At 72.8% G+C, this 19,064-nt stretch carries 16 protein-coding genes, 1 tRNA gene and 1 pseudogene; 6 read left to right on the top strand and 12 right to left on the bottom strand.

Features of this window, described 5'->3' with window-relative positions:
• The first annotated feature begins 60 nt into the window (after positions 1–60).
• Complete coding sequence (locus tag ACFWBB_RS12700; RefSeq protein WP_385270035.1) at positions 61–1,020, top strand: NADP-dependent oxidoreductase; 960 nt, start codon at positions 61–63, stop codon at positions 1,018–1,020.
• A gap of 228 nt (positions 1,021–1,248) precedes the next feature.
• On the opposite strand, the gene ACFWBB_RS12695 is transcribed toward ACFWBB_RS12700, so the two are convergent.
• The 4 genes from ACFWBB_RS12695 to ACFWBB_RS12680 all read right to left on the bottom strand — a co-directional run bounded on the left by ACFWBB_RS12695 (position 1,249) and on the right by ACFWBB_RS12680 (position 3,575).
• On the bottom strand, positions 1,249–1,599 hold the full coding sequence (locus tag ACFWBB_RS12695; RefSeq protein WP_385270033.1) for a DUF202 domain-containing protein: 351 nt from the start codon (positions 1,597–1,599) through the stop codon (positions 1,249–1,251).
• Positions 1,596–1,988: a YidH family protein gene (locus tag ACFWBB_RS12690; RefSeq protein ID WP_385270031.1), complete on the bottom strand. Its 393-nt coding sequence runs from the start codon at positions 1,986–1,988 to the stop codon at positions 1,596–1,598. The genes ACFWBB_RS12695 and ACFWBB_RS12690 overlap by 4 nt, the downstream gene beginning before the upstream one ends.
• A gap of 84 nt (positions 1,989–2,072) precedes the next feature.
• A complete protein-coding gene (locus ACFWBB_RS12685) occupies positions 2,073–2,588 on the bottom strand; it encodes an NUDIX hydrolase (protein WP_385270029.1) in 516 nt (171 codons plus the stop codon).
• An 87-nt stretch (positions 2,589–2,675) separates the two neighbouring features.
• Complete coding sequence (locus ACFWBB_RS12680; RefSeq protein WP_385270027.1) at positions 2,676–3,575, bottom strand: DMT family transporter; 900 nt, start codon at positions 3,573–3,575, stop codon at positions 2,676–2,678.
• A 934-nt stretch (positions 3,576–4,509) separates the two neighbouring features.
• Between ACFWBB_RS12680 and ACFWBB_RS12675 the strand changes: the two are divergent.
• Both ACFWBB_RS12675 and ACFWBB_RS12670 read left to right on the top strand, forming a co-directional pair.
• Positions 4,510–5,229: pseudogene (locus ACFWBB_RS12675) on the top strand (molybdopterin-dependent oxidoreductase); the annotation flags it as partial.
• Positions 5,213–5,836, top strand: a complete 624-nt coding sequence (locus ACFWBB_RS12670) for a cytochrome b/b6 domain-containing protein (RefSeq protein WP_385270025.1) — start codon at positions 5,213–5,215, stop codon at positions 5,834–5,836. The pseudogene ACFWBB_RS12675 and the gene ACFWBB_RS12670, both read left to right, overlap by 17 nt.
• Before the next feature lie 149 nt (positions 5,837–5,985).
• On the opposite strand, the gene ACFWBB_RS12665 is transcribed toward ACFWBB_RS12670, so the two are convergent.
• The 4 genes from ACFWBB_RS12665 to ACFWBB_RS12650 are packed head-to-tail and all read right to left on the bottom strand — an operon-like array spanning position 5,986 to position 9,798.
• Entirely contained in the window at positions 5,986–7,014 is a 1,029-nt protein-coding gene (locus tag ACFWBB_RS12665; RefSeq protein WP_385270023.1) for an L-idonate 5-dehydrogenase, read from the bottom strand.
• Between the two features lie 29 nt (positions 7,015–7,043).
• Entirely contained in the window at positions 7,044–7,802 is a 759-nt protein-coding gene (locus ACFWBB_RS12660; protein WP_385270021.1) for an SDR family oxidoreductase, read from the bottom strand.
• 31 nt (positions 7,803–7,833) lie between these two features.
• Positions 7,834–9,231 (bottom strand): gluconate:H+ symporter, encoded by a 1,398-nt coding sequence (locus ACFWBB_RS12655; protein ID WP_385270019.1) that lies wholly within the window; start codon positions 9,229–9,231, stop codon positions 7,834–7,836.
• Positions 9,232–9,279: 48 nt separating this feature from the next.
• Positions 9,280–9,798, bottom strand: coding sequence for a gluconokinase (locus ACFWBB_RS12650; protein WP_385270017.1), 519 nt, complete (start codon positions 9,796–9,798; stop codon positions 9,280–9,282).
• 130 nt (positions 9,799–9,928) lie between these two features.
• Here ACFWBB_RS12650 and ACFWBB_RS12645 point away from each other — a divergent pair, with 130 nt between their 5' ends.
• On the top strand, positions 9,929–10,630 hold the full coding sequence (locus ACFWBB_RS12645; RefSeq protein ID WP_385270015.1) for a FadR/GntR family transcriptional regulator: 702 nt from the start codon (positions 9,929–9,931) through the stop codon (positions 10,628–10,630).
• Positions 10,631–10,643: 13 nt separating this feature from the next.
• On the opposite strand, the gene ACFWBB_RS12640 is transcribed toward ACFWBB_RS12645, so the two are convergent.
• From ACFWBB_RS12640 to ACFWBB_RS12625, 4 genes are all read right to left on the bottom strand, one after another.
• The gene (locus tag ACFWBB_RS12640; protein WP_385270013.1) at positions 10,644–11,090 is read right to left on the bottom strand and encodes a YchJ family protein; all 447 of its coding nucleotides are present in this window, start codon (positions 11,088–11,090) and stop codon (positions 10,644–10,646) included.
• A 137-nt stretch (positions 11,091–11,227) separates the two neighbouring features.
• Complete coding sequence (locus tag ACFWBB_RS12635; protein WP_385270011.1) at positions 11,228–12,580, bottom strand: M1 family metallopeptidase; 1,353 nt, start codon at positions 12,578–12,580, stop codon at positions 11,228–11,230.
• Between the two features lie 80 nt (positions 12,581–12,660).
• Complete coding sequence (locus tag ACFWBB_RS12630; protein WP_385270009.1) at positions 12,661–16,530, bottom strand: Pls/PosA family non-ribosomal peptide synthetase; 3,870 nt, start codon at positions 16,528–16,530, stop codon at positions 12,661–12,663.
• 403 nt (positions 16,531–16,933) lie between these two features.
• Positions 16,934–17,018: transfer RNA gene (locus ACFWBB_RS12625), tRNA-Leu, on the bottom strand.
• Between the two features lie 207 nt (positions 17,019–17,225).
• Here ACFWBB_RS12625 and ACFWBB_RS12620 point away from each other — a divergent pair.
• Both ACFWBB_RS12620 and chpH read left to right on the top strand, forming a co-directional pair.
• Positions 17,226–18,554, top strand: coding sequence for a M20/M25/M40 family metallo-hydrolase (locus tag ACFWBB_RS12620; protein ID WP_385270007.1), 1,329 nt, complete (start codon positions 17,226–17,228; stop codon positions 18,552–18,554).
• A gap of 166 nt (positions 18,555–18,720) precedes the next feature.
• Complete coding sequence (chpH, locus tag ACFWBB_RS12615) at positions 18,721–18,954, top strand: chaplin ChpH (RefSeq protein ID WP_385270005.1); 234 nt, start codon at positions 18,721–18,723, stop codon at positions 18,952–18,954.
• The last annotated feature ends 110 nt before the right edge of the window (positions 18,955–19,064 follow it).

The raw sequence follows: 19,064 nt of genomic DNA, 5'->3' as shown, positions 1-19,064 counted from the left end.
ACTCCGCATATCGGCTCATTCGGCTTGCGTGGCGTACGGGGACCCCGGAGGGTCGGACCCATGAAGGCCATCAGCTACTCCCGCTACGGCGGCCCCGAGACGCTCGTGTACGGGGACGTCCGCGAGCCCAGGATCGGACCCGACTCGGTGCTGGTGAAGGTCCGGGCGGCGGCCGTGAACCCCGTCGACTGGAAGGCCCGCGAGGGTCTTCTGGACCCGATCCTCGACGCCGTCTTCCCGGTGGTTCCCGGCTGGGACGTCTCCGGCGTCGTCGTTCAGCTCGGGGTGTCCGTCGTGGAGTACGCCGTCGGTGACGAGGTGATCGGCTACGTCCGCGAGGACTTCCTGTCCCGCGGCACCTTCGCCGAGTACGTCGGCGCCCCGGTGCGCACGCTCGCCCGCAAGCCGCGCAACCTCACCTGGGAGGAGGCCGCGGGCCTGCCGCTGGCCGGGCTCACCGCCTACCAGGTGCTGACCAAGGCCCTCCAGGTGAAGCGGGGCGAGACCGTTCTCGTGCACGCGGCGGCGGGCGGCGTCGGCTCCATCGCCGTACAGCTCGCCCGCCATCTGGGCGCCCGGGTGATCGGCACGGCGAGCGAGACCAACCACGACTTCGTGCGCTCGCTGGGCGGTGAGCCGGTGACCTACGGCGAGGGGCTGTCGGAACGGGTGCGGGGACTGGCCCCCGAGGGCGTGGACGCGGCCTTCGACACGGTCGGCGGCGACACACTGAAGGTCTCCGCCAATCTGGTGGCCCCGGAGGGACGCCTGGTGTCGGTCGCCGACGGGGACGTCGTCGGGTACGGCGGCCGGTACTACTGGGTCCGGCCCGACGCCGAGGATCTCACCCGGTTGTCGGAACTCGCCGAACAGGGCGTGGTGTCCGTACACGTCTCCGAGACGTTCCCGCTGGAGCGCGCGGCGGACGCCCACCGCCTGAGCGAGCAGGGCCGCACCCGGGGCAAGATCGTGGTGACGGTCGACTGGTCGGACGAGAGCGCCGAGGGCGCGGAGCGGTGAGTGGAGGCGGCGACGAGAGGGCCGGAGGCCGGAGCGGTGAGGCGAGCGGGCGCCGGGCGAGGCTGTGGACCGCGGGCGGGGGCGCGGTGAGGCGGGGGGCGAGGCTGTGGACCGCGGGCGGGAGAGCGGTGAGGCGAGGGAGGCACCGGCCGAGGTCCTGGACCATCACGGGCGGGGCGGGGCGGGGCGGGGCGGGGCGCGGGGAGGGGAGGCGCGCAGGCCGAGGTCCTAGACCACCACCAGCGCCGCGGCGCACACCGCCGTCGCCACCGTGCACAGGACCGCCGCCGTGGCGTGTCGCGGGGCGAGCGCCTCCGGGCTCGCCGTGGCGGACAGGGCGTGGATCCGGCGGTGGGCGAGCAGCAGGAAGGCCAGCCACAGTCCGCAGCACAGGCCGCAGGCGACGATCCCGGAGACCGACACCCCGCCGTGCAGCGCCGCCTTGACGGCGAGTACGGCGGCCACGGTGCTCGCCAGGGTGGTGCGCCGCCAGGCGAGCCGGGTCCGTTCCGGCTGAAGACCGGGGTCGCGCTCGGGCTGAGGGCGGGGGTCACGCGCCGACCGGGCCTCCCCGCTCACCCGTCCCACCCCACCAGCACCACGACGACCATCGCCACGGCCACCACCGCGATCAGCACGCCCAGCAACGCGGGGAAGCGGGACGCCGGCAGGTCCTCGCCCCGGCGCATCGCCCGCTCGCAGCGTATCCAGTGGTTGACCGCGCGCAAGGAGCACAGCACGCCCGCGGCCAGCAGCGCGAGCGCCAGCCCGACCCGCGAGCCCCAGCGCAGGTCCGGCAGGAACTGGTCCACCGCGAAACCCCCGCCGATCAGCGCGAGCGCGGTGCGCAGCCAGGCCAGAAAGGTTCGCTCGTTCGCCAGCGAGAACCGGTAGTCGGGCGTGCGGCCCTCCTCCCGGACCTGCTCGGGAGCGAACCACAACCGGACGTTCTGTACGAACTCGATCACCTGAAGGACCCTACCCGCCACCCACCGCCCGGCCGGATCCCGATGCCCGGCGCAGCGATGCCCGCCCTGCTCGGCTCGCCCTGCTCAGCCTCTCGCCCGGTGCTGCCTGAGCCGCTCGTACGCCGCGAGCCCGTCCGGTACCCACTCCCAGACGGACAGTCGCCGTTCGATCTCCTCCTCGGGGAGGAAGTCGTGCCAGGCGACCTCCTCCACCTGAGGGTCCACCGGCAGATCGCAGCGGACCTCGTAGACGGCCGACCACCAGCTCCCCGCGGCGCCGGCGTCGTAGAGGAACTTGAAGAGGAACTCCGGGCGGGGCAGGCCGCTCACGCCCAGCTCCTCCTCGGCCTCGCGCAGGGCGGCGTCGTCGTAGGCCTCGCCCGCGCCGACCACCCCGCCGACGAACATGTCGTACAGCGAGGGGAAGACCAGTTTGACCGGGGTCCGGCGGTGGACGAAGATCCGGCCCTCGGCGTCCCTGGCGCGGACGAAGACACAGCGGTGGCGCAGTCCCTCGGCGTACGCCTGCCCACGGGGGGACTGTCCGACGACCACGTCGTTCTCGTCGACGATGTCGAGGATCTCGTCAGCAGCGCTCATGGGCCCATCCAAGCAGGCCCGTCCAAGCAGGCCCGCCGACGGTGCCGACGGCTCCGGCCCTGACGGTGGTTACGGCTACGGCTACGGCTACGGCTGCTGGGGCTGGAGGTCCGGGACCTTTTCGCTGGGCGCCGCGCCCCGCGGCATCGCCGGGTGCAGTCCGAGGAGCACGATGCCCGCGACGATCGCCGCCAGCCCCGCCGCCTCCCAGGCCAGCGCGCCGGTGTCGGTGCGGAGCCGGTCGCCGAGGAAGCCGACCCCGCAGATGATCCCCGCGAGGGGCTGCGCCGCGGTCAGCGCGGGCAGCGACATGCGCAGCGGCGCCGTCTCGAACGCGCTCTGGACCAGCACCAGGCCGGTCACGCCCAACGCGAGCACCGCGTACGGCTGCCAGCCGGTCAACAGCTCGCCGAGGCCGCCCGCGCCGAAACGCTGCCCGCTGACCCGGGTCAGCGCGTCCTGGACGCCGTACAGCAGACCCGCCGCGAGGGACAGCAACACAGGGCCGGAACTCAGCCGGGAGCGCTTGGCGTACGTGGTGAGCAACAGGGCCAGTCCGATCATCACCCCGATGATCAGCCAGTGCCGCAGGGGATCCGAGACCGCGCTGCCGCCGCGTGGCTCGCCGGCCACGATGAAGGTGCTGACCCCGCCCGCGAGCAGGACCAGGCCGGCCCAGCCCTGACGGCCCAGCGGCTGTTTTGTCTGGTGCCGGGAGAGCGCGAGGGCGAAGAGGAGGTTGGTCGCGAGCAGCGGCTCGACCAGGGAGATCTCGCCCTGACCCAGCGCGATCGCGCCCAGCGCCATGCCCGCCACCATCAGGCCGATGCCGCCCAGCCAGCGCGGCACCTTCATCAGGTCCAGCAGCAGCCGGGGGGAGAGGAAGTCACCGAGGGGCGCCTGCTGGGCCGCGTTCTGCTGGAGTACGAACCCGAAGCCCAGGCAGCAGGCGGCACTCACGGCGAGAACCAGAACCAGAACCGACACGCTGCCTACCTCGATCATCCGGTCGGACCACGGACGGGATGCGTAGTGGCCGACTGTAGCGTCCCAGCGCCCTCCGTGCCCCTGGGAGTGCCCGTAACCATGCGCTCCGGACCCGCCCGGAACGCTGCTTCCGGGAGTACCCGGAACCGGGCGTTCGACTCCGCCGCGGCACCCGTGCACAGGGCCGGGGGTACGCGCGGCGGCCTATGGCCATGGTGTGCGGTACGGGCGGGCCGCGCCATGGCGTACGCCACACCGGGGCGACGGGTCACCGGCGGCAGGGGGTCCCACCAGGGCCGGTCCGCCACCAGATTCCCGCTACCTCGCGGCGGTCGACCCCTGTCCACACCCCCGAGCCCTGGTCGTACCCGGACCGCGCCCCCATCCGGTCTATCCTCGCGGCCCGCGCCGGTGCGCTCGGCCTGAGAGCGAGGTAAGAAGTCATGACGGAATTCTGACGGCCACCCGGGATACCTGGCCCCCACGGCCTCCCGAGTGCTCGAATGGAAAGGTGAACCCCGAACCACCCAAGCCGGCCGAACCCCCCGAGCCGCCCAGGGCACCCGACCCGGCCGAACCCCCGGACCGGGCGAAGGCCTCCGGGCCGCCCGAGACCCCTGGGTCGGCCACGGCCTCCGGCCCGGCCAGGGCTGCTGGCTCCGCCAGGGCATCCGAGTCGGCCGAACCATCGGAGCGCGGCAGGGCCTCCGGGCCGTCCGGGGCCCTTGGGTCGGCCACGGCCTCCGGTCCGGCCAGGGCATCCGAGTCGGCCGAACCATCGGAGCGCGGCAGAGCCTCCGGGCCGTCCGGGGCCCTTGGGTCGGCCACGGCCTCCGGCCCGGCCAGGGCCCCCGAGCCGGCCACGGCCTCCGGGTCGGCCAAGGGCCCCGGGTCGGCCGAAGCCCCCGGGCCGGCCGAGGACCGAGGGGCCGCCGCCGAAGGGCCCGCGGAGCGTGGCGCGCCCGTCGGGCGGCGGGTCTTCCTCGGTACGCTCGCGCTCGGCGCCCTCGGGGTCGTCGCCGCGCCCCCGCTCCAGCGCGCGGCGGAGGCCTTCCTCGGCAGTGCCGCCGACAAGGACCCCACCGGCCTCACCGGACTGCTCCCCAACGGCGGCGGCTTCCGCTACTACTCGGTGACGTCCTCGGTCCCACACAAGAACGCCACGGACTACCGCCTCACCGTGGACGGCCTCGTCGACCGTCCCGCCGCCTACACGCTGGCCGACCTCAGGGCCCTGCCGCAGACCCGGATGGTCAAGGACGTCCAGTGCGTCACCGGCTGGCGGGTGCCGGGCACGCCCTTCGAAGGCGTCCGGCTGTCCGCCCTGCTCGACGCGGCCGGGGTCCACGCCGACGCCGGCGCGATCCGCTTCACCTGTTTCGACGGCGCCTACACCGAGAGCCTCACCCTCGCCCAGGCCCGCCGCGCCGACGTCCTGGTCGCGCTGCGCATGCAGGACAAGGACCTCGGCCACGACCACGGCGGGCCCGTCCGCCTCTATGTGGCGCCCATGTACTTCTACAAGTCCGCCAAGTGGCTCTCCGGCATCACCGTCACCGAGAAGGTGAAGCCCGGCTACTGGGAGGACCGCGGCTACGACGTCGACGCCTGGGTCGGCCGTTCGAACGGACGGGACGATGACCCTACGAGCTGAGGCGCCGCCGGCGACCACCGAGATCCCCCGCTTCACCCGCGCCGAACGGTGGGTGCACCGCACCACGGCCCTGCTGATGGGCGTGTGCGTGCTGACGGCGGCCTTCCTGTACATCCCCGAGTTCGCCCAGCTCGTGGGGCGCCGCGACCTGGTCGTCCGGGTCCACGAGTGGGCGGGCCTGGCCCTTCCCGTGCCCGTCCTGGCGGGCCTCGCCTCCCGCGCGTTCCGCGCCGACCTGAGGCACCTCAACCGCTTCGGCCCGCACGACCGCCGCTGGCTGTGGGCCGCTCTGAACCGGGACAAGCGCCGGGAGTCGCGTCCGGCGGCCAAGTTCAACGCCGGACAGAAGGTCTACGCGGCCTGGATCGCCGGGGCGACCCTCGTGATGCTCGGCACGGGCCTGCTCATGTGGTTCACCCACCTCACCCCGATCATGTGGCGCACCAGCGCGACGTTCGTCCACGACTGGCTCGCCCTCACGATCGGCGTCGTCCTGGCCGGCCACATCGGCATGGCCCTGGGCGATCCGGAGGCCCGCCGCGGAATGCGCACGGGCTCGGTGAGCCGGGAATGGGCCCGCCGTGAACACCGCCTGTGGCGTCCCTGACCGCCCCCGTCACAAGGGCCTCCGTCACCCGGGCCTCCGTCACCCCGGCTCCTTTTCGCCCGGCCCCTTTCGCCCGGCCCCTCTTCCCCCGGCCCCTCTTCCCCCGGTCCCGCCGTCAGCCCGACCTGCCCCCGATGCCCCGATGCCCCTCAACTCCCGAAGTCCAGCAGCACCTTGCAGGAGCGGCCGCGGTCCGCGGCGAGGGCGAACGCCGACTCCGCGTCCCGCACCGTGACCACGGCGCTGATCAGCGCGTCGAACGCGGGCTCGACCGCGAGCAGACGCAGCGCCGCGTCGAACTCCGTGTCGAAGCGGAACGCCCCGCGCAACTCGATCTCCCGGCTGACCACGAGGTTCCCGGCGAAGGGGCTCTGGCCGGGCGGCAGCATGCCGAGCTGCACGACGACCCCGCCGCGCCGCACCAGCCGAAGGCAGGCGTGGAGCCCGGCGGCCACCCCGGACGCCTCGACGGCCACGTCCGCCTCCGACGGCCACCCGGGGTCCGCCGGATCATCGGCCCGTACGACGGTGTCGGCGCCGGCGGCACGCGCGTACCCGAGCGCGGTGGGCAGCGGGTCGGTCACGGTCACCCGGGCCGCGCCGGCCGCCTTCGCCGCCGCCACCACCAGGCAGCCGATGGGCCCGGCGCCGGTGACCAGGACATGCCGTCCGGCCACCGGCCCGGCCCGCCGCACCGCGTGCAGCGCCACCGACAGCGGCTCGGCCAGCGCGGCCCGGCGCGACGGAAGCCCTTCCGGGAGCGGCCGCAGCTGCCCGGCCGGGACGACGATCAAGGCCGCGAACCCGCCCTGCACATGGGGTGTGCGGGCCGCGCTGCCCAGATAGCGGGTGTCCCGGCAGATGTTGCGCCGCCCGTCCGCGCACTCCGGGCACACCCCGCACGGCGTGGCGGGGTGCACGGCGACCGACGTGCCGGCGGGGGGACCCGAGGGGGAGGGGGAGCCGTACGCGACGGCCGTCCCCACCACCTCGTGCCCCGGCACCATCGGCTCCGTCAGGCGGAAGTCACCGACCCCGCCGTGCCGCCAGTAGTGCAGGTCGGAGCCGCAGATCCCACCGTAACGGACGGCGACGAGCACCTCACCCGGTCCGGGCACCGGCGGTTGCAGTTCCCCGACGCGCAGGTCGCCCCGACCGTGGATCACACAACCGAGCATCCGCCGTCACGTCCCCTCTAACCCACTGGTCAGAGCACACTCGTCATACCCCCGTCGACGTACAGCACCTGTCCGCCGACGAAGTCCGCCGCGGGCGAGGCGAGGAACAGCACCCCGCCCACCAGGTCCTCGGTGCGGCCCCACCGCCCGGCCGGAGTGCGGCGCCGCACCCAGGCACTGAACTCCTCGTCCTCGACGAGGGGCCGGGTCAGCTCGGTCTCGATGTAGCCGGGCCCGAGGCCGTTGACCTGGACGCCGTACGGTCCCCAGTCCGCGCACATGCCCTTGGTGAGCATCTTCAGCGCGCCCTTGGTGGCCGCGTAGGGCGCGATGCCGGGGCGGGCCACCTCGCTCTGCAGCGAGCAGATGTTGATGATCTTTCCTCGGCCGCGTTCCGTCATCCGGCGAGCGGCCTCCCGGCCCACCAGGAACGCGCTGGTGAGGTTGGTGTCCAGCAGCCGGTGCCAGTCGGAGTCGGTGAACTCCAGGAGCGGGGCGCGTAGTTGCATACCCGCGTTGTTGACCAGGATGTCGAGCGGGCCGACCCGGTCCTCGATCTCCGCGATCCCGGCACGCACCGAGGCGCCGTCGGTGACGTCGAACGCGCCGGTGTGCACCTCGCCGGGCAGTCCGGCGGCCGCCCGCTCGAGGCGGTCCGCGTCCCGCCCGTTGAGGACCACCGTGCAGCCGGCCTCGGCGAGGCCCCGGGCCAGGGCCAGGCCGATGCCCCGGCTGGAACCGGTGACCAGGGCGGTCCGGCCACTGATGTCGAACAGGTGGTGAGTCATCCTCGTACTCCTTCCCGCTCTCGCCGTACCGCTATATGACCAGTGAGAGGAGCAGGACCAGACCGCCGCCGACCACGGAGATGATGGTCTCCATGACCGACCAGGTCTTGATGTTCTGGCCGACGGTGAGCCCGAAGTACTCCTTCACCAGCCAGAACCCGGCGTCGTTGACATGGCTGAAGAACAGCGAGCCGGCGCCGATGGCCAGGACCAGCAGCGCCGTGTGCGTGGTCGACATGTCGGCCGCGAGCGGCGCGACCAGGCCGGCCGCCGAGATCGTCGCCACGGTCGCCGAACCGGTCGCCAGCCGGATGACCACCGCGATCAGCCAGGCCAGCAGCAGCGCCGGGATGGACCAGTCCTTGGAGATGTCCAGGACCATCCGGCCCACACCGCAGTCGATCAGCGTCTGCTTGAAACCGCCGCCCGCGCCGACGATCAGCAGGATGCCCGCGATGGGCGCGAGCCCCTTCTCGACCAGCCCCGAGATCCGGTCCTTGGCGAACCCGGCGGGCCTCAGCAGGGTGAAGATGCCGACGAGCACGGCGGTGAGCAGCGCGATCAGCGGGGATCCGACGACGTCGAAGACGCGCTGCACGGTGTGCTCGGGGTCGTCCACCACGATGTCGACCAGCGCCTTGGACAGCATCAGCACGACGGGCAGCAGGATGGTGGCGAGGGTGGCGCCGAAGCCGGGCCGCTTCTCCAGGTCCTCGGAGGGCCGTTGGGGAATCATGCGGTCGGGGGCGGGGACGTCGACCCAGCGGGCGGCGACCCGCGAGAACAGCGGACCCGCGACGACGACCGTCGGTACGGCGACGAGTACGCCGAGCGCCAGGGTGACACCCAGGTTGGCGCCGACCGCGTCGATCGCGACCAGCGGGCCGGGGTGCGGCGGGACGAGGCCGTGCATCACCGAAAGACCGGCCAGCGCCGGGATGCCGATCCGCATCAGCGAGTAGTTGCCCCGCTTGGCGACCATGAGCACGACCGGGATCAGCAGCACCACGCCGACCTCGAAGAACAGCGGCAGTCCGATGACGGAGGCGATCAGTACCATCGCCCACGGCATGGACCGGCCGCCCGCTCTGGCCAGGATCGTGTCGACGATCTGGTCGGCGCCGCCGGAGTCCGCGAGCATCTTGCCGAGGATCGCGCCCAGCGCGATCAGCACGCCCACCCCGGCGACGGTGGCGCCGAGCCCGGTGGTGAACGAGGCGATGGCCTTGTCGAGCGGCGCCCCGGCGAACGCGCCGAGCGCGAGCGAGCCGATGGTCAGCGCCAGGAAGGCGTGGAGCTTGAACCTGGTGATGAGCAGGACGATCACAGCGATGCCCGCCAGAACGGCGATGCCCAGCTGCGCGTGGCCGGCCGAGGTGATCGGCTCGACGGTGTCCGCTGCCAGCAGCTCGGCGTTGAGTCTGGTCACAGGGGAGTCCCTTGCGGTGATGGGGATGAGGGAGGGGAGTGAAAGGGGTCAGGCGACCGGGTCGGGAAGCGCGGCGAGCGCGGCCACGGCCCGCCCGGTGATCGCTTCGGGGCTGCCCGAGACATCGACGACGACGCCCGCCTCGTCCGCCTCCAGGGGCTGGAGCGTGGCGAACTGGGAGTCCAGCAGTGCGGTCGGCATGAAGTGACCCCGCCGGTGCGCCATGCGGTCCTCGATCAGCGCGCGGTCGCCGGAGAGGTGCACGAACACCACTCCGGGGGCCGCTGCCCTGAGCCGGTCCCGGTACGACCGCTTCAGCGCCGAGCAGCTGACCGCCCCACCGAGTCCGGCCCGCTCGTCGGCCCAGGCGCCGATGGCGTCGAGCCACGGCCACCGGTCGTCGTCGTCGAGCGGGGTGCCGGCCGACATCTTGGCGATGTTGGCCTGCGGGTGGAAGTCGTCGCCCTCGGCGTAGGGGACGCAAAGCCGGGCGGCGAGCAGGGGACCGATGGTGGTCTTGCCCGTGCCGGCGACGCCCATCACCACGACGACGTGGGGGGTACGCATCTCTGCCTCGCTGTCTTCCTCGACACCTGATGTCGAGCACACTGAAACCGATTAGGTACGACTAATTCAAGAGTCTGTGACTAATAAGTCTGACTTTTTGGCTCAGTGATCTACCCCGTACTCTGAGTGCATGACCACACCGGGCCGGGGTCTGCACGGCCGAGTACTGGACACCCTGGGCCCCGCCATCACCGCGGGTGAGTACCCGCCGGGCAGTGTCCTGCGCACCGACGAACTGGCCCAGCGCTTCGACGTCTCCCGCTCGGTGATGCGCGAGGCGGTCCGCGTGCTGGAGTCCATGCACCTGGTCGAGTCCCGCCGCCGCGTGGGCGTGACGGTCCGCCCCAGGGCCGAGTGGAACGTCTACGACCCGCAGGTCATCCGCTGGCGGCTGGCCGGCGCCGACCGCCCCCGCCAGCTGCGCTCGCTCACCGTCCTGCGCTCGGCGATCGAGCCGGTCGCGGCGGGCCTGGCGGCGAAACACGCCACGGCGGAGCAGTGCGCCGAGCTGACGGAGTGCGCGCTCGGCATGGTGGCCCACTCACGCGGCCACCGGCTGGAGGGGTACCTCGTCCACGACGTCGCCTTCCACCGGGTGATCCTCGCCGCCTCGGGCAACGAGATGTTCGCCCGCCTCGGCGACGTCGTCGCGGAGGTCCTGGCGGGCCGCACCCATCACGAGGTCATGTTCGAGGACCCGGACCCGGCCGCCGTCACCCTCCATGTCCAGGTCGCGGAAGCGGTCCGCGAGGGCGACGCGGCCCGCGCGGAGCAGCTCACCCGGGAGATCACCGTCGGCGCCCTCCAGGAACTGGACATCCTGGCGCCGTAACGCGCGCCCTGCGTTACTCGGGAAACTCCCCGTCCACGTACACCCACGCCCCGGCCACTCGCTCGAACCGGCTGCGTTCGTGCAGCGCGCCGCCCCGGTAGGACGCCCGGAACTCCACGGTCCCGGTCGGGTGGAAGGCGGTCCCGTCCGCCGTCCCGAGGATCTCCAGACCAGTCCACCGCATGCCCGGGTCGAGCTCGAGCCGCTCCGGCCGCGTCCGCGGGTGCCACGTCCGCAGCAGATACCCCGTGTCGCCCCGCACGAAGGCGCTGTAGCGCGACCGCATGAGCGCCTCGGCGGTGGGCGCCGCCACCGTGTCTGCTTCGCCGCCCGCGTGATAACGCCCGCAGCACGCCTCGTACGGCTCGGGGAGCCCGCACGGACAGCCGGCGGGCGCGGCGGCGGAGGCGGGGACAGCGGCGGAGGCGCGCTGTCGCGGACGGGCGGTACGTCGGGCCATGCCCCCATTGTGCCCGCCCCACCGTCCACGCCCTCGAGGGCCCGCGCCTCGAAGGGACGCGGGAACTGCGCGACCGGCTCCTCCGGGCCCACGGGCTGATCACCGGGCCGGTTCGTCACCGCAGTCACAGCGGAGCGTCACGCCGACGCCGCGCCCCGGCCCACCGAGGGGACCGGCAGCGGCGGCAGCGCCGTTCCGTACACCCACGCCTCGAACAGGTCGTCCAGCGGTTCCGGCGCGAACCGTGTCGCGTGTGCGACGAGGGTCGACGTCGTCACCACCCCGCCCCGGTGCAACGCGAGCCAGGCGCGCAGCATGTGGAAGAACGCCTCGTCGCCCAGCGCGCAGCGCAGCGCGTGGACGGTGACCCCGCCGCGCTCGTAGAGCCGGTCGTCGAACATCGACTTGCGGCCCGGGTCGGCGAGCCGCAAATCCTGCGGCAGCGAGGACAGCGACCGGTGCGCGGCGGCGGCGAGCTGCTGCGCGCTGCGCCCGCCCGACCGCTCCGACCACAGCCACTCCGCGTACTTCGCGAACCCCTCGTTCAGCCAGATGTGCCGCCAGTCGGCGATGGACACGCTGTTGCCGAACCACTGGTGCGCCAGCTCGTGCGCCACCAGCCGCTCCGAACCCCGCGCGCCGTCCACGTGGTTGGCGCCGAACAGCGACAGCCCCTGGGCCTCGACGGGGACATCGAGCTCCTCCTCCGTCACCACGACCGCGTACTCGTCGAACGGGTAGGGCCCGAAGAGCTGTTGGAAGAGGTGCATCATCCCGGGCTGGCGTGCGAAGTCCCGCGAGAACTCCGCCAGCAGCTCCGCCGGGAGGTGCCCGTGCTGGGGGACGCCCCCGAGCCCCGGGTCGCCCAGCAGGACGGTCTGGTACTTCCCGATCGACAGGCCGACCAGATAGCTCGACGTGGGCGCCGACTGCTCGTACACCCACGTGGTCGTCGAGGCCTTCGTGGTCCGCGTCAGCAGCCGGCCGCCCGCCACCACCGAGTACGCCGACGGCGTCGTGACCGATATCAGGTACGACGCCTTGTCCGCGGGCCGGTCGTTGCACGGGTACCAGGAAGGCGCCCCGACGGGCTGGCTCGCCACCAGCGCCCCGTCGCCGAGCTCCTCCCAGCCGATCCCGCCCCACGGGCTGTTCACCGGCTTGGGATTGCCCGACCACTGCACCTCGACGGTGAAGGCGGCCCCGGCGCGCAGCGGCTTCGCGGGCTGGACCCGCAGCCGGCCGCCACGGTGGGTGTAGTGCGCCGGCCGGCCGTCCACCCGGACCCGGCCGATCTTGAAGTCGGCCAGGTTCAGCTGGAACTCGGGCAGCGCCGAGCGTCCCACGATGGCGTTGATCCGCGCCGCCCCCGACAGCCGGTTCGGGCCGGGCCGGTAGTCCAGCGTGAGCTCGTAACGGTGCACCCGGTAACGGGAGTCACCGTTCGCCGGGAAATACGGATCCGGCCCGACCGTCTGCTGAACTGCCACTTCCCCGTCCGCTCCCTGACCTGTGCTCGAACCACCCGCCGCCGGTGCACCGCTCCTCGCCGACTCCGGGTAGCCCCTTCTCAGGGACGCCATGCCTCGATCGGGTTGCCGAGCCAGCGGGTGTCGTCCGGGACGGACTCCGCGGCCATGACGAGCGACGCGGGACCCAGGGTCGTACGGGCCCCGACCGTGCTGCCGGGCAGCACGATCCCGCCAGGGCCCAGCGTGGCACCCTCACGGAGGACCACAGTATCCGTCCGCAAGATCCGGTCGTGGAAGAGGTGAGTCTGCAGGACGCACCCGCGGTTGACCGTGGCCCCGTCTCCCAGCGTCACCAGGTCCGACTCGGGCAGCCAGTAGCTCTCCACCCACGCGCCCCGGCCGATGTGTGCGCCGAGCCCCCGCAGCCACGCCGTCATCACCGGCGTCCCCGGTACCGCGCCCGCCAGCCACGGCACGGCCACCACCTCCACGAAGGTGTCCGCCAGCTCGTTGCGCCACACGAAGCCGCTCCACAGCGGATGCTCGCCGGCGCGGTGCCGCCCGACCAGCAGCCACTTGGCGACGATCGAGACGACGGCCGCCGCGCCCCCCGCCCCGAGCAGTACGAGCCCGGACAGCAGCGGTGCCCAGGCGCCCAGCGCGCACAGCCCCGCCACCGTCAGCACGGCCAGCCCCGCCGAGCAGAACACCGGCACGATCCGGCACAGCTCAACCAGGGCGCGCGCCCACAGCAGCCGCGCGGGTGGCTCGTACGTCCGGCTCTGGTCACCGCCGGTGGTGTTCCGCGGCAGCTTCACCGGCGGCAGCCCCAGGTACGAGCTGCCCTTCTTCGCCTTCTTCGGCGTCGCCGACAGCACACCCACCAGGCCGCCGTCCGGCACGCTCCGGCCCGGCGCGGTCATCCCCGAGTTGCCGAGGAACGCCCGCCGCCCGATCTCCGCCCGCCCGATCCGCATCCAGCCGCCGCCGAGCTCGTACGGCGCGGTCAGCGTGTCGTCGGCCAGGAACGCGCCCTCACCGACCGTGGTCAGGCTGGGCAGCGCGAGGACGGTCGACACCTCGGCGCCCTTGCCGATCCGCATCCCCAGCAACCGCAGCCACACCGGCGTGATCAGCCCGGCGTACAGCGGGAAGAGGGTCTCGCGCGAGTGGTCCATGAGCTGGGTGACGGTCCAGGCCTGCCAGCCGATCCTGCTGTGCGTGGGATGCGTGCCCTCGCGCAGACCGAGGCTCAGCAGCCGTACGGCGATCAGCAGCAGCACGGCGTACGCCAGACCGAAGGCGAGGGTGGCCGGGACCAGGGCGAGCGCGGCGCCCCGCAGGGCTTCACCGAGCCCGCCGCCCGGGGTCACGAACCGGCTCGCCACCAGCAGGGCCGCCCCGGCCGCCAGCACCGGCAGCGAGGTCAGCGCGAGACCGGACAGGCCGTACGACACACGCCACCACGTGCCCCGCGCGGGCCGTTCCTTGGGCCAGTTGCGCTTGGCCTTGCCGAGCTTGACCGCGGGCGCGCCCGCCCACCGCTGACCGGTGGGAACCTGACCCGTGACGGCCGAACCCGGCGCCACCTCGGCCCGCTTGCCGACCCGGGCGCCGGGGAAGAGCATGCTGCGCGTGCCGACGACGGCGTGCGCGCCCACCTTGACCGTTCCCATCTCCAGCCGGTCGCCGTCCAGCCACCAGCCGGACAGGTCCACCTCGGACTCCACGGCCGCGCCCCGGCCCAGCTTCAGCATGCCGGTCACCGGCGGGAGCGAGTGCAGGTCCACGTCCGGCCCGACCTTCGCGCCCAGAGCCCGCGCGTAGCGCTCCAGCCACGACCCGGTCAGCGAGGTGGCCCCGCTGAACTCGGCCAGCCGCTCCGCCGTCCACAGCCGCAGATGGACACCGCCACCGCGCGCGTACCGCCCCGGCTGCACACCGCGCAGCAGCAGCCGCGCCCCGCCCGCGGCGATCGCGAGCCGGCCGGGCGGGCTGAAGAGCAGCAGGGCGGCCGATCCGACCAGCCACCACGGGGCGGTCGGCAGCCAGGAGTACGCGGGCAGCAGGTTGCCGAGCGCCGCCAGCGGCACCGCCCAGCGCAGCCCGAGCAGGGTGAACAGCGGAGCGAGCAGCAGCAGCTGGAGCACCTTGGCGCGCGCGGGCACCGGGGCGATGACGCGGGCCGCCCCGTCGCCCTGGGCGGATCCCTCCAGATGCCGGGCCAGCTTGCGCAGGGTGGGCTGCTGGTAGATGTCGAGGACGGCCGCGCTGGGGTAGCGGGTGCGCAGCCGGGTCGTCAGCTGGGCGGCGGCGAGGCTGCTGCCGCCGATCGCGAAGAAGTCGTTGCGGGCACTGCCCACGGGGATGCCGAGAACCTCCGTCCACTGCTCCGCGAGCCACGCCTCGGTGCCGTAGAGCTGCTCGGCCGGGCCGCCGGTCTCCAGGCCCTCCAGGGGCCAGGGCAGGGCGTTGCGGTCGACCTTGCCCGACGTCCGGGTGGGCAGGTCGTCCACCGGCGCCAGCAGCGGCACCAGGGCGGCGGGCAGCTCGGCGCGCAGCCGCTGCACGGCTGCCGCCTGGTCCCAGCCGTCCTGCGTCACGACGTACCCGACCAGGAGCTGGTTGCCGCTGCGGGCGGTCCGTACGGCGGCGGCGGCCCCCGCGACCCCGGGCAGCGCCTGGAGGGCGGCGTCCACCTCGCCCAGCTCGATGCGCCGGCCGCCGAGCTTGATCTGCTCGTCGGCCCTCCCGAGGAAGACGAGCCCGTCGGCGTCGGCGCGCACGAGGTCACCGCTGCGGTACGCCCGCTCCCAGCCCAGCGACTTCAGCGGCGCGTACTTCTCCGCGTCCTTCTCGGCGTCGAGATACCGTGCGAGCCCGACCCCGCCGATCACCAGCTGTCCGCTGCCGCCCAGCGGCACGGGTTCCCCGGCCTCGTCCACGACGGCCAGTTCCCAGCCCCGGAGCGGCAGCCCGATCCGGATCGGTTCCTCGCCGGACATCAGCGAGGCGCAGGCCACCACGGTGGCCTCGGTCGGCCCGTACGTGTTCCAGACCTCGCGCCCCTCCGTCACCAGCCGCTGCACCAGCTCGGGCGGGCAGGCCTCACCGCCGAAGATCAGCAGCCGTACGTCGTTGAGGGTCTCGGGCTCCCACAGAGCGGCCAGCGTCGGCACCGTGGAGACGACCGTGATCTCCTGCTCGACCAGCCAGGGCCCCAGATCGGCGCCGCTGCGAACCTGCGAGCGGGGCACCGGCACGAGACAGGCCCCGTACCGCCACGCCAGCCACATCTCCTCGCAGGACGCGTCGAAGGCCACCGAGAGCCCGGCCATGACCCGGTCGACGGGGCCGATCGGCTCCTCGGTGAGGAACAGGGCCGCCTCGGCGTCCACGAAGGCGGCGGCGCTGCGGTGACTGACGGCGACGCCCTTGGGCTTCCCGGTGGAGCCGGAGGTGAAGATGATCCAGGCGTCGTGCTCGGTGCCGGGCCGGGCGGCGGCGGGCCCCGCGGACGTGCCGTGGACGGTGATCTCGTGCCCGGCGCCGACGACGGCCCGCACGTCCGCCTCCCCGAAGACCAGGTCGGCCCGCTCGTCGGGGTCCTCGGCGTCCACCGGGACATAGGCGGCGCCGGCGGCGAGGACGGCCAGGACCGCCACGTAGAGGTCGTTGGTGCCGGACGGGACGCGGACGCCCACCCGGTCGCCGAGCCCGACCCCGGCGGCGGCGAGCCGGCGCCGGAGGTTCTCCACCTCGACGGCGAGGGCGCGGTAGGTGAGGGTCGTGCTGCCGTCGTCCAGGGCGAGCTCGTCCGGGAACGACCGCACGGACGCGTCGAAGACGTCGACGAGGGTGCGCGCGGAGGCGGCGGGACCGCCGGAGAAGCGGGCGGTGTCACCGAGTTGAGCGTGGATTTCATCGTCGAGCAGGCCGAGAGCACTGCTCTCGTGAATGGCTGCCATCGGTCCTCGCGTCTCGAGCCCGGAAGCCTCCGGGGCGCCGGCGGGCCCGCAGGTCTGCCTGGGGTTGTCCGGTCCAGCTCCGTAACAAGCCGGAAATTTTAGTACGAAGCTAGGCTCGTCCGCTCGCTTCGGCCACTCGGGGAGGCGTCCGGAGAGGCGAGGAAGATCGTCTGCGAGGCTCTGACCTGCACGGTCCGCGGGGAGGCGAGATCTGCCCCACATCGGCGGGAAGGGCCCTCGGGGAGCGGCACAGACAGGGTGACGGGGCAGCGCAACACGGCGGCACAGGGGGCGGTGAGGCAGCCGTACGCAGCGGTGCGGGGCGGGCGACGGGGGTGACTGGGGGCGAGAAACGCAGAAAGGGTGGCCCGGCCACTGGCCGGAACCACCCTCACTGGTTCTGTGTCCGAGGGGGGACTTGAACCCCCACGCCCGATAAAGGGCACTAGCACCTCAAGCTAGCGCGTCTGCCATTCCGCCACCCGGACAAGGTGTCTGTCGTGCGGGGTTTCCCTCGCGGCGACGTCGTAAACATTACCAGGCTTTCCGGGGTGCCCGATCACGGGCGATCGCCCCGCCGGGTCCGGCATCCCGCGTGAACGGCGTGTGACGGGCCGGGACCGGTCTTGGGCGCGACCCGGGGGGAGAGGGAGGATGAGGGGGACCCACCAGCAGTGACAGCGGGAGGAACCAGCGTGAGCGCGACGGACGACACGGCCAGGAGCGTCACCGGCGAGGACGAGGTCGTGGACCTCTGCCGCGAGCTGATCCGGATCGACACCAGCAACTACGGCGACCACTCGGGCCCGGGCGAGCGCACGGCGGCCGAGTGGGTCGCCGAGAAGCTCGCGGAGGTCGGACTCGAACCGGAGATCTTCGAGTCGCACCCGGGCCGCGCCTCCACGGTGGCGCGTATCGAGGGCGAGGACCCGTCCAGGCCCGCGCTGCTGATCCACGGTCACCTCGACGTCGTACCGGCCAACGCGGTCGACTGGACCCACCACCCCTTCTCCGGCGAGGTCGCCGACGGATGCGTGTGGGGCCGGGGCGCGGTCGACATGAAGGACATGGACGCGATGACGCTGGCGGTCGTCCGCGACCGGCTCCGCTCGGGACGCAAGCCGCCCCGCGACATCGTGCTCGCGTTCCTCGCCGACGAGGAGGCCGGCGGCACCTACGGCGCCCGGCACCTCGTCGACAACCACCGCGACCTGTTCGACGGCGTCACCGAGGCGATCAGCGAGGTGGGCGGGTTCTCGTTCACCGTGAGCGAGGAGCGGCGGCTCTATCTCATCCAGACGGCCGAGAAGGGCATGCACTGGATGAAGCTGACCGTGGCCGGAACCGCCGGACACGGCTCGATGATCCACCGGGACAACGCCATCACCGAACTGTCCGAGGCGGTCGCGCGGCTGGGCCGGCACACCTTCCCGGTGCGGGTCACCAAGACGACCCGCGCCTTCCTCGACGAGCTCGGCGACGCGCTCGGCACCCAGCTGGACCCCGAGGACATGCAGTCGACCCTCGCCAGGCTGGGCGGGATCGCCAAACTGATCGGCGCGACCCTGAGCAACACCGCCAACCCGACCCAGCTGGGCGCCGGCTACAAGGTCAACGTCATCCCGGGCGAGGCCACCGCGCACGTCGACGGGCGGTTCCTGCCGGGGCACGAGGACGAGTTCCTCGCCGACCTCGACCGGATCCTCGGCCCGAAGGTGCGCCGTGAGGACGTGCACTCCGACAAGGCGCTGGAGACCTCCTTCGACGGGGCGCTGGTCGAGGCGATGCAGTCCGCTCTGCTCGCCGAGGACCCGACCGCCAAGGCCGTCCCCTACATGCTCTCCGGCGGTACGGACGCCAAGTCCTTCGACGACCTCGGCATCCGCGGCTTCGGCTTCGCCCCGCTGAAGCTGCCGCCGGAGCTGGACTTCGCCGGGATGTTCCACGGCGTCGACGAGCGGGTCCCGGTGGACGGGCTCCAGTTCGGGGTCCGGGTGCTCGACCGGTTCATCGACGCGTCCTGAATTGTCCCGGTGAAACGAGCTTTCACCGGGCGAGGAAAATCGGCCGCCTGTACGGGCGCGACTGGGAAGAGTGAATGCGAGGATAAGCGCGTAGCCTCATTAATTCCCCCTCGTTACTGGTGATGCGATCCGCTGCTTGGGATCGCATTGCCAACAAGGAGGAATAATGATCAAGAAGGTCGTCGCTGCTGCGGCTGCCACTGGTGGGCTGGTTCTCGCGGGCGCGGGTCTGGCTGTTGCCGATGCCGGTGCCCAGGGTGCCGCCGTGCACTCCCCGGGTGTCCTCTCCGGCAACGTGATCCAGGTGCCCGTGCACGTCCCGGTGAACGTCTGCGGGAACACGATCTCGGTGATCGGACTGCTGAACCCCGCCTTCGGCAACACCTGTATCAACAACTGACGTCGACCCGCTGAGGGGTCGTCCACACCGTCGGCCCCGGAGCGCGCGCCATGCGCTCCGGGGCCCCCCCGGGTTTTTTTCCGAAGGAAAATACGAAGAAGTAGAAAAAC

The organism is Streptomyces sp. NPDC060000 (assembly GCF_042737375.1).
Taxonomy (GTDB): domain Bacteria; phylum Actinomycetota; class Actinomycetes; order Streptomycetales; family Streptomycetaceae; genus Streptomyces.
The sequence above is the reverse complement of the archived record's forward strand: the minus strand, read 5'-3'. Positions and strand labels throughout refer to the sequence as shown.

Coding starts and splice junctions, on each gene's coding strand:
- ACFWBB_RS12700 (WP_385270035.1), top strand. CDS start 61: ATGAAGGCCATCAGCTACTCCCGCTACGGCGGCCCCGAGACGCTCGTG.
- ACFWBB_RS12670 (WP_385270025.1), top strand. CDS start 5,213: ATGACCCTACGAGCTGAGGCGCCGCCGGCGACCACCGAGATCCCCCGC.
- ACFWBB_RS12650 (WP_385270017.1), bottom strand. CDS start 9,798: ATGCGTACCCCCCACGTCGTCGTGGTGATGGGCGTCGCCGGCACGGGC.
- ACFWBB_RS12660 (WP_385270021.1), bottom strand. CDS start 7,802: ATGACTCACCACCTGTTCGACATCAGTGGCCGGACCGCCCTGGTCACC.
- ACFWBB_RS12640 (WP_385270013.1), bottom strand. CDS start 11,090: ATGGCCCGACGTACCGCCCGTCCGCGACAGCGCGCCTCCGCCGCTGTC.
- ACFWBB_RS12630 (WP_385270009.1), bottom strand. CDS start 16,530: ATGGCAGCCATTCACGAGAGCAGTGCTCTCGGCCTGCTCGACGATGAA.
- ACFWBB_RS12685 (WP_385270029.1), bottom strand. CDS start 2,588: ATGAGCGCTGCTGACGAGATCCTCGACATCGTCGACGAGAACGACGTG.
- ACFWBB_RS12665 (WP_385270023.1), bottom strand. CDS start 7,014: ATGCTCGGTTGTGTGATCCACGGTCGGGGCGACCTGCGCGTCGGGGAA.
- ACFWBB_RS12645 (WP_385270015.1), top strand. CDS start 9,929: ATGACCACACCGGGCCGGGGTCTGCACGGCCGAGTACTGGACACCCTG.
- chpH (WP_385270005.1), top strand. CDS start 18,721: ATGATCAAGAAGGTCGTCGCTGCTGCGGCTGCCACTGGTGGGCTGGTT.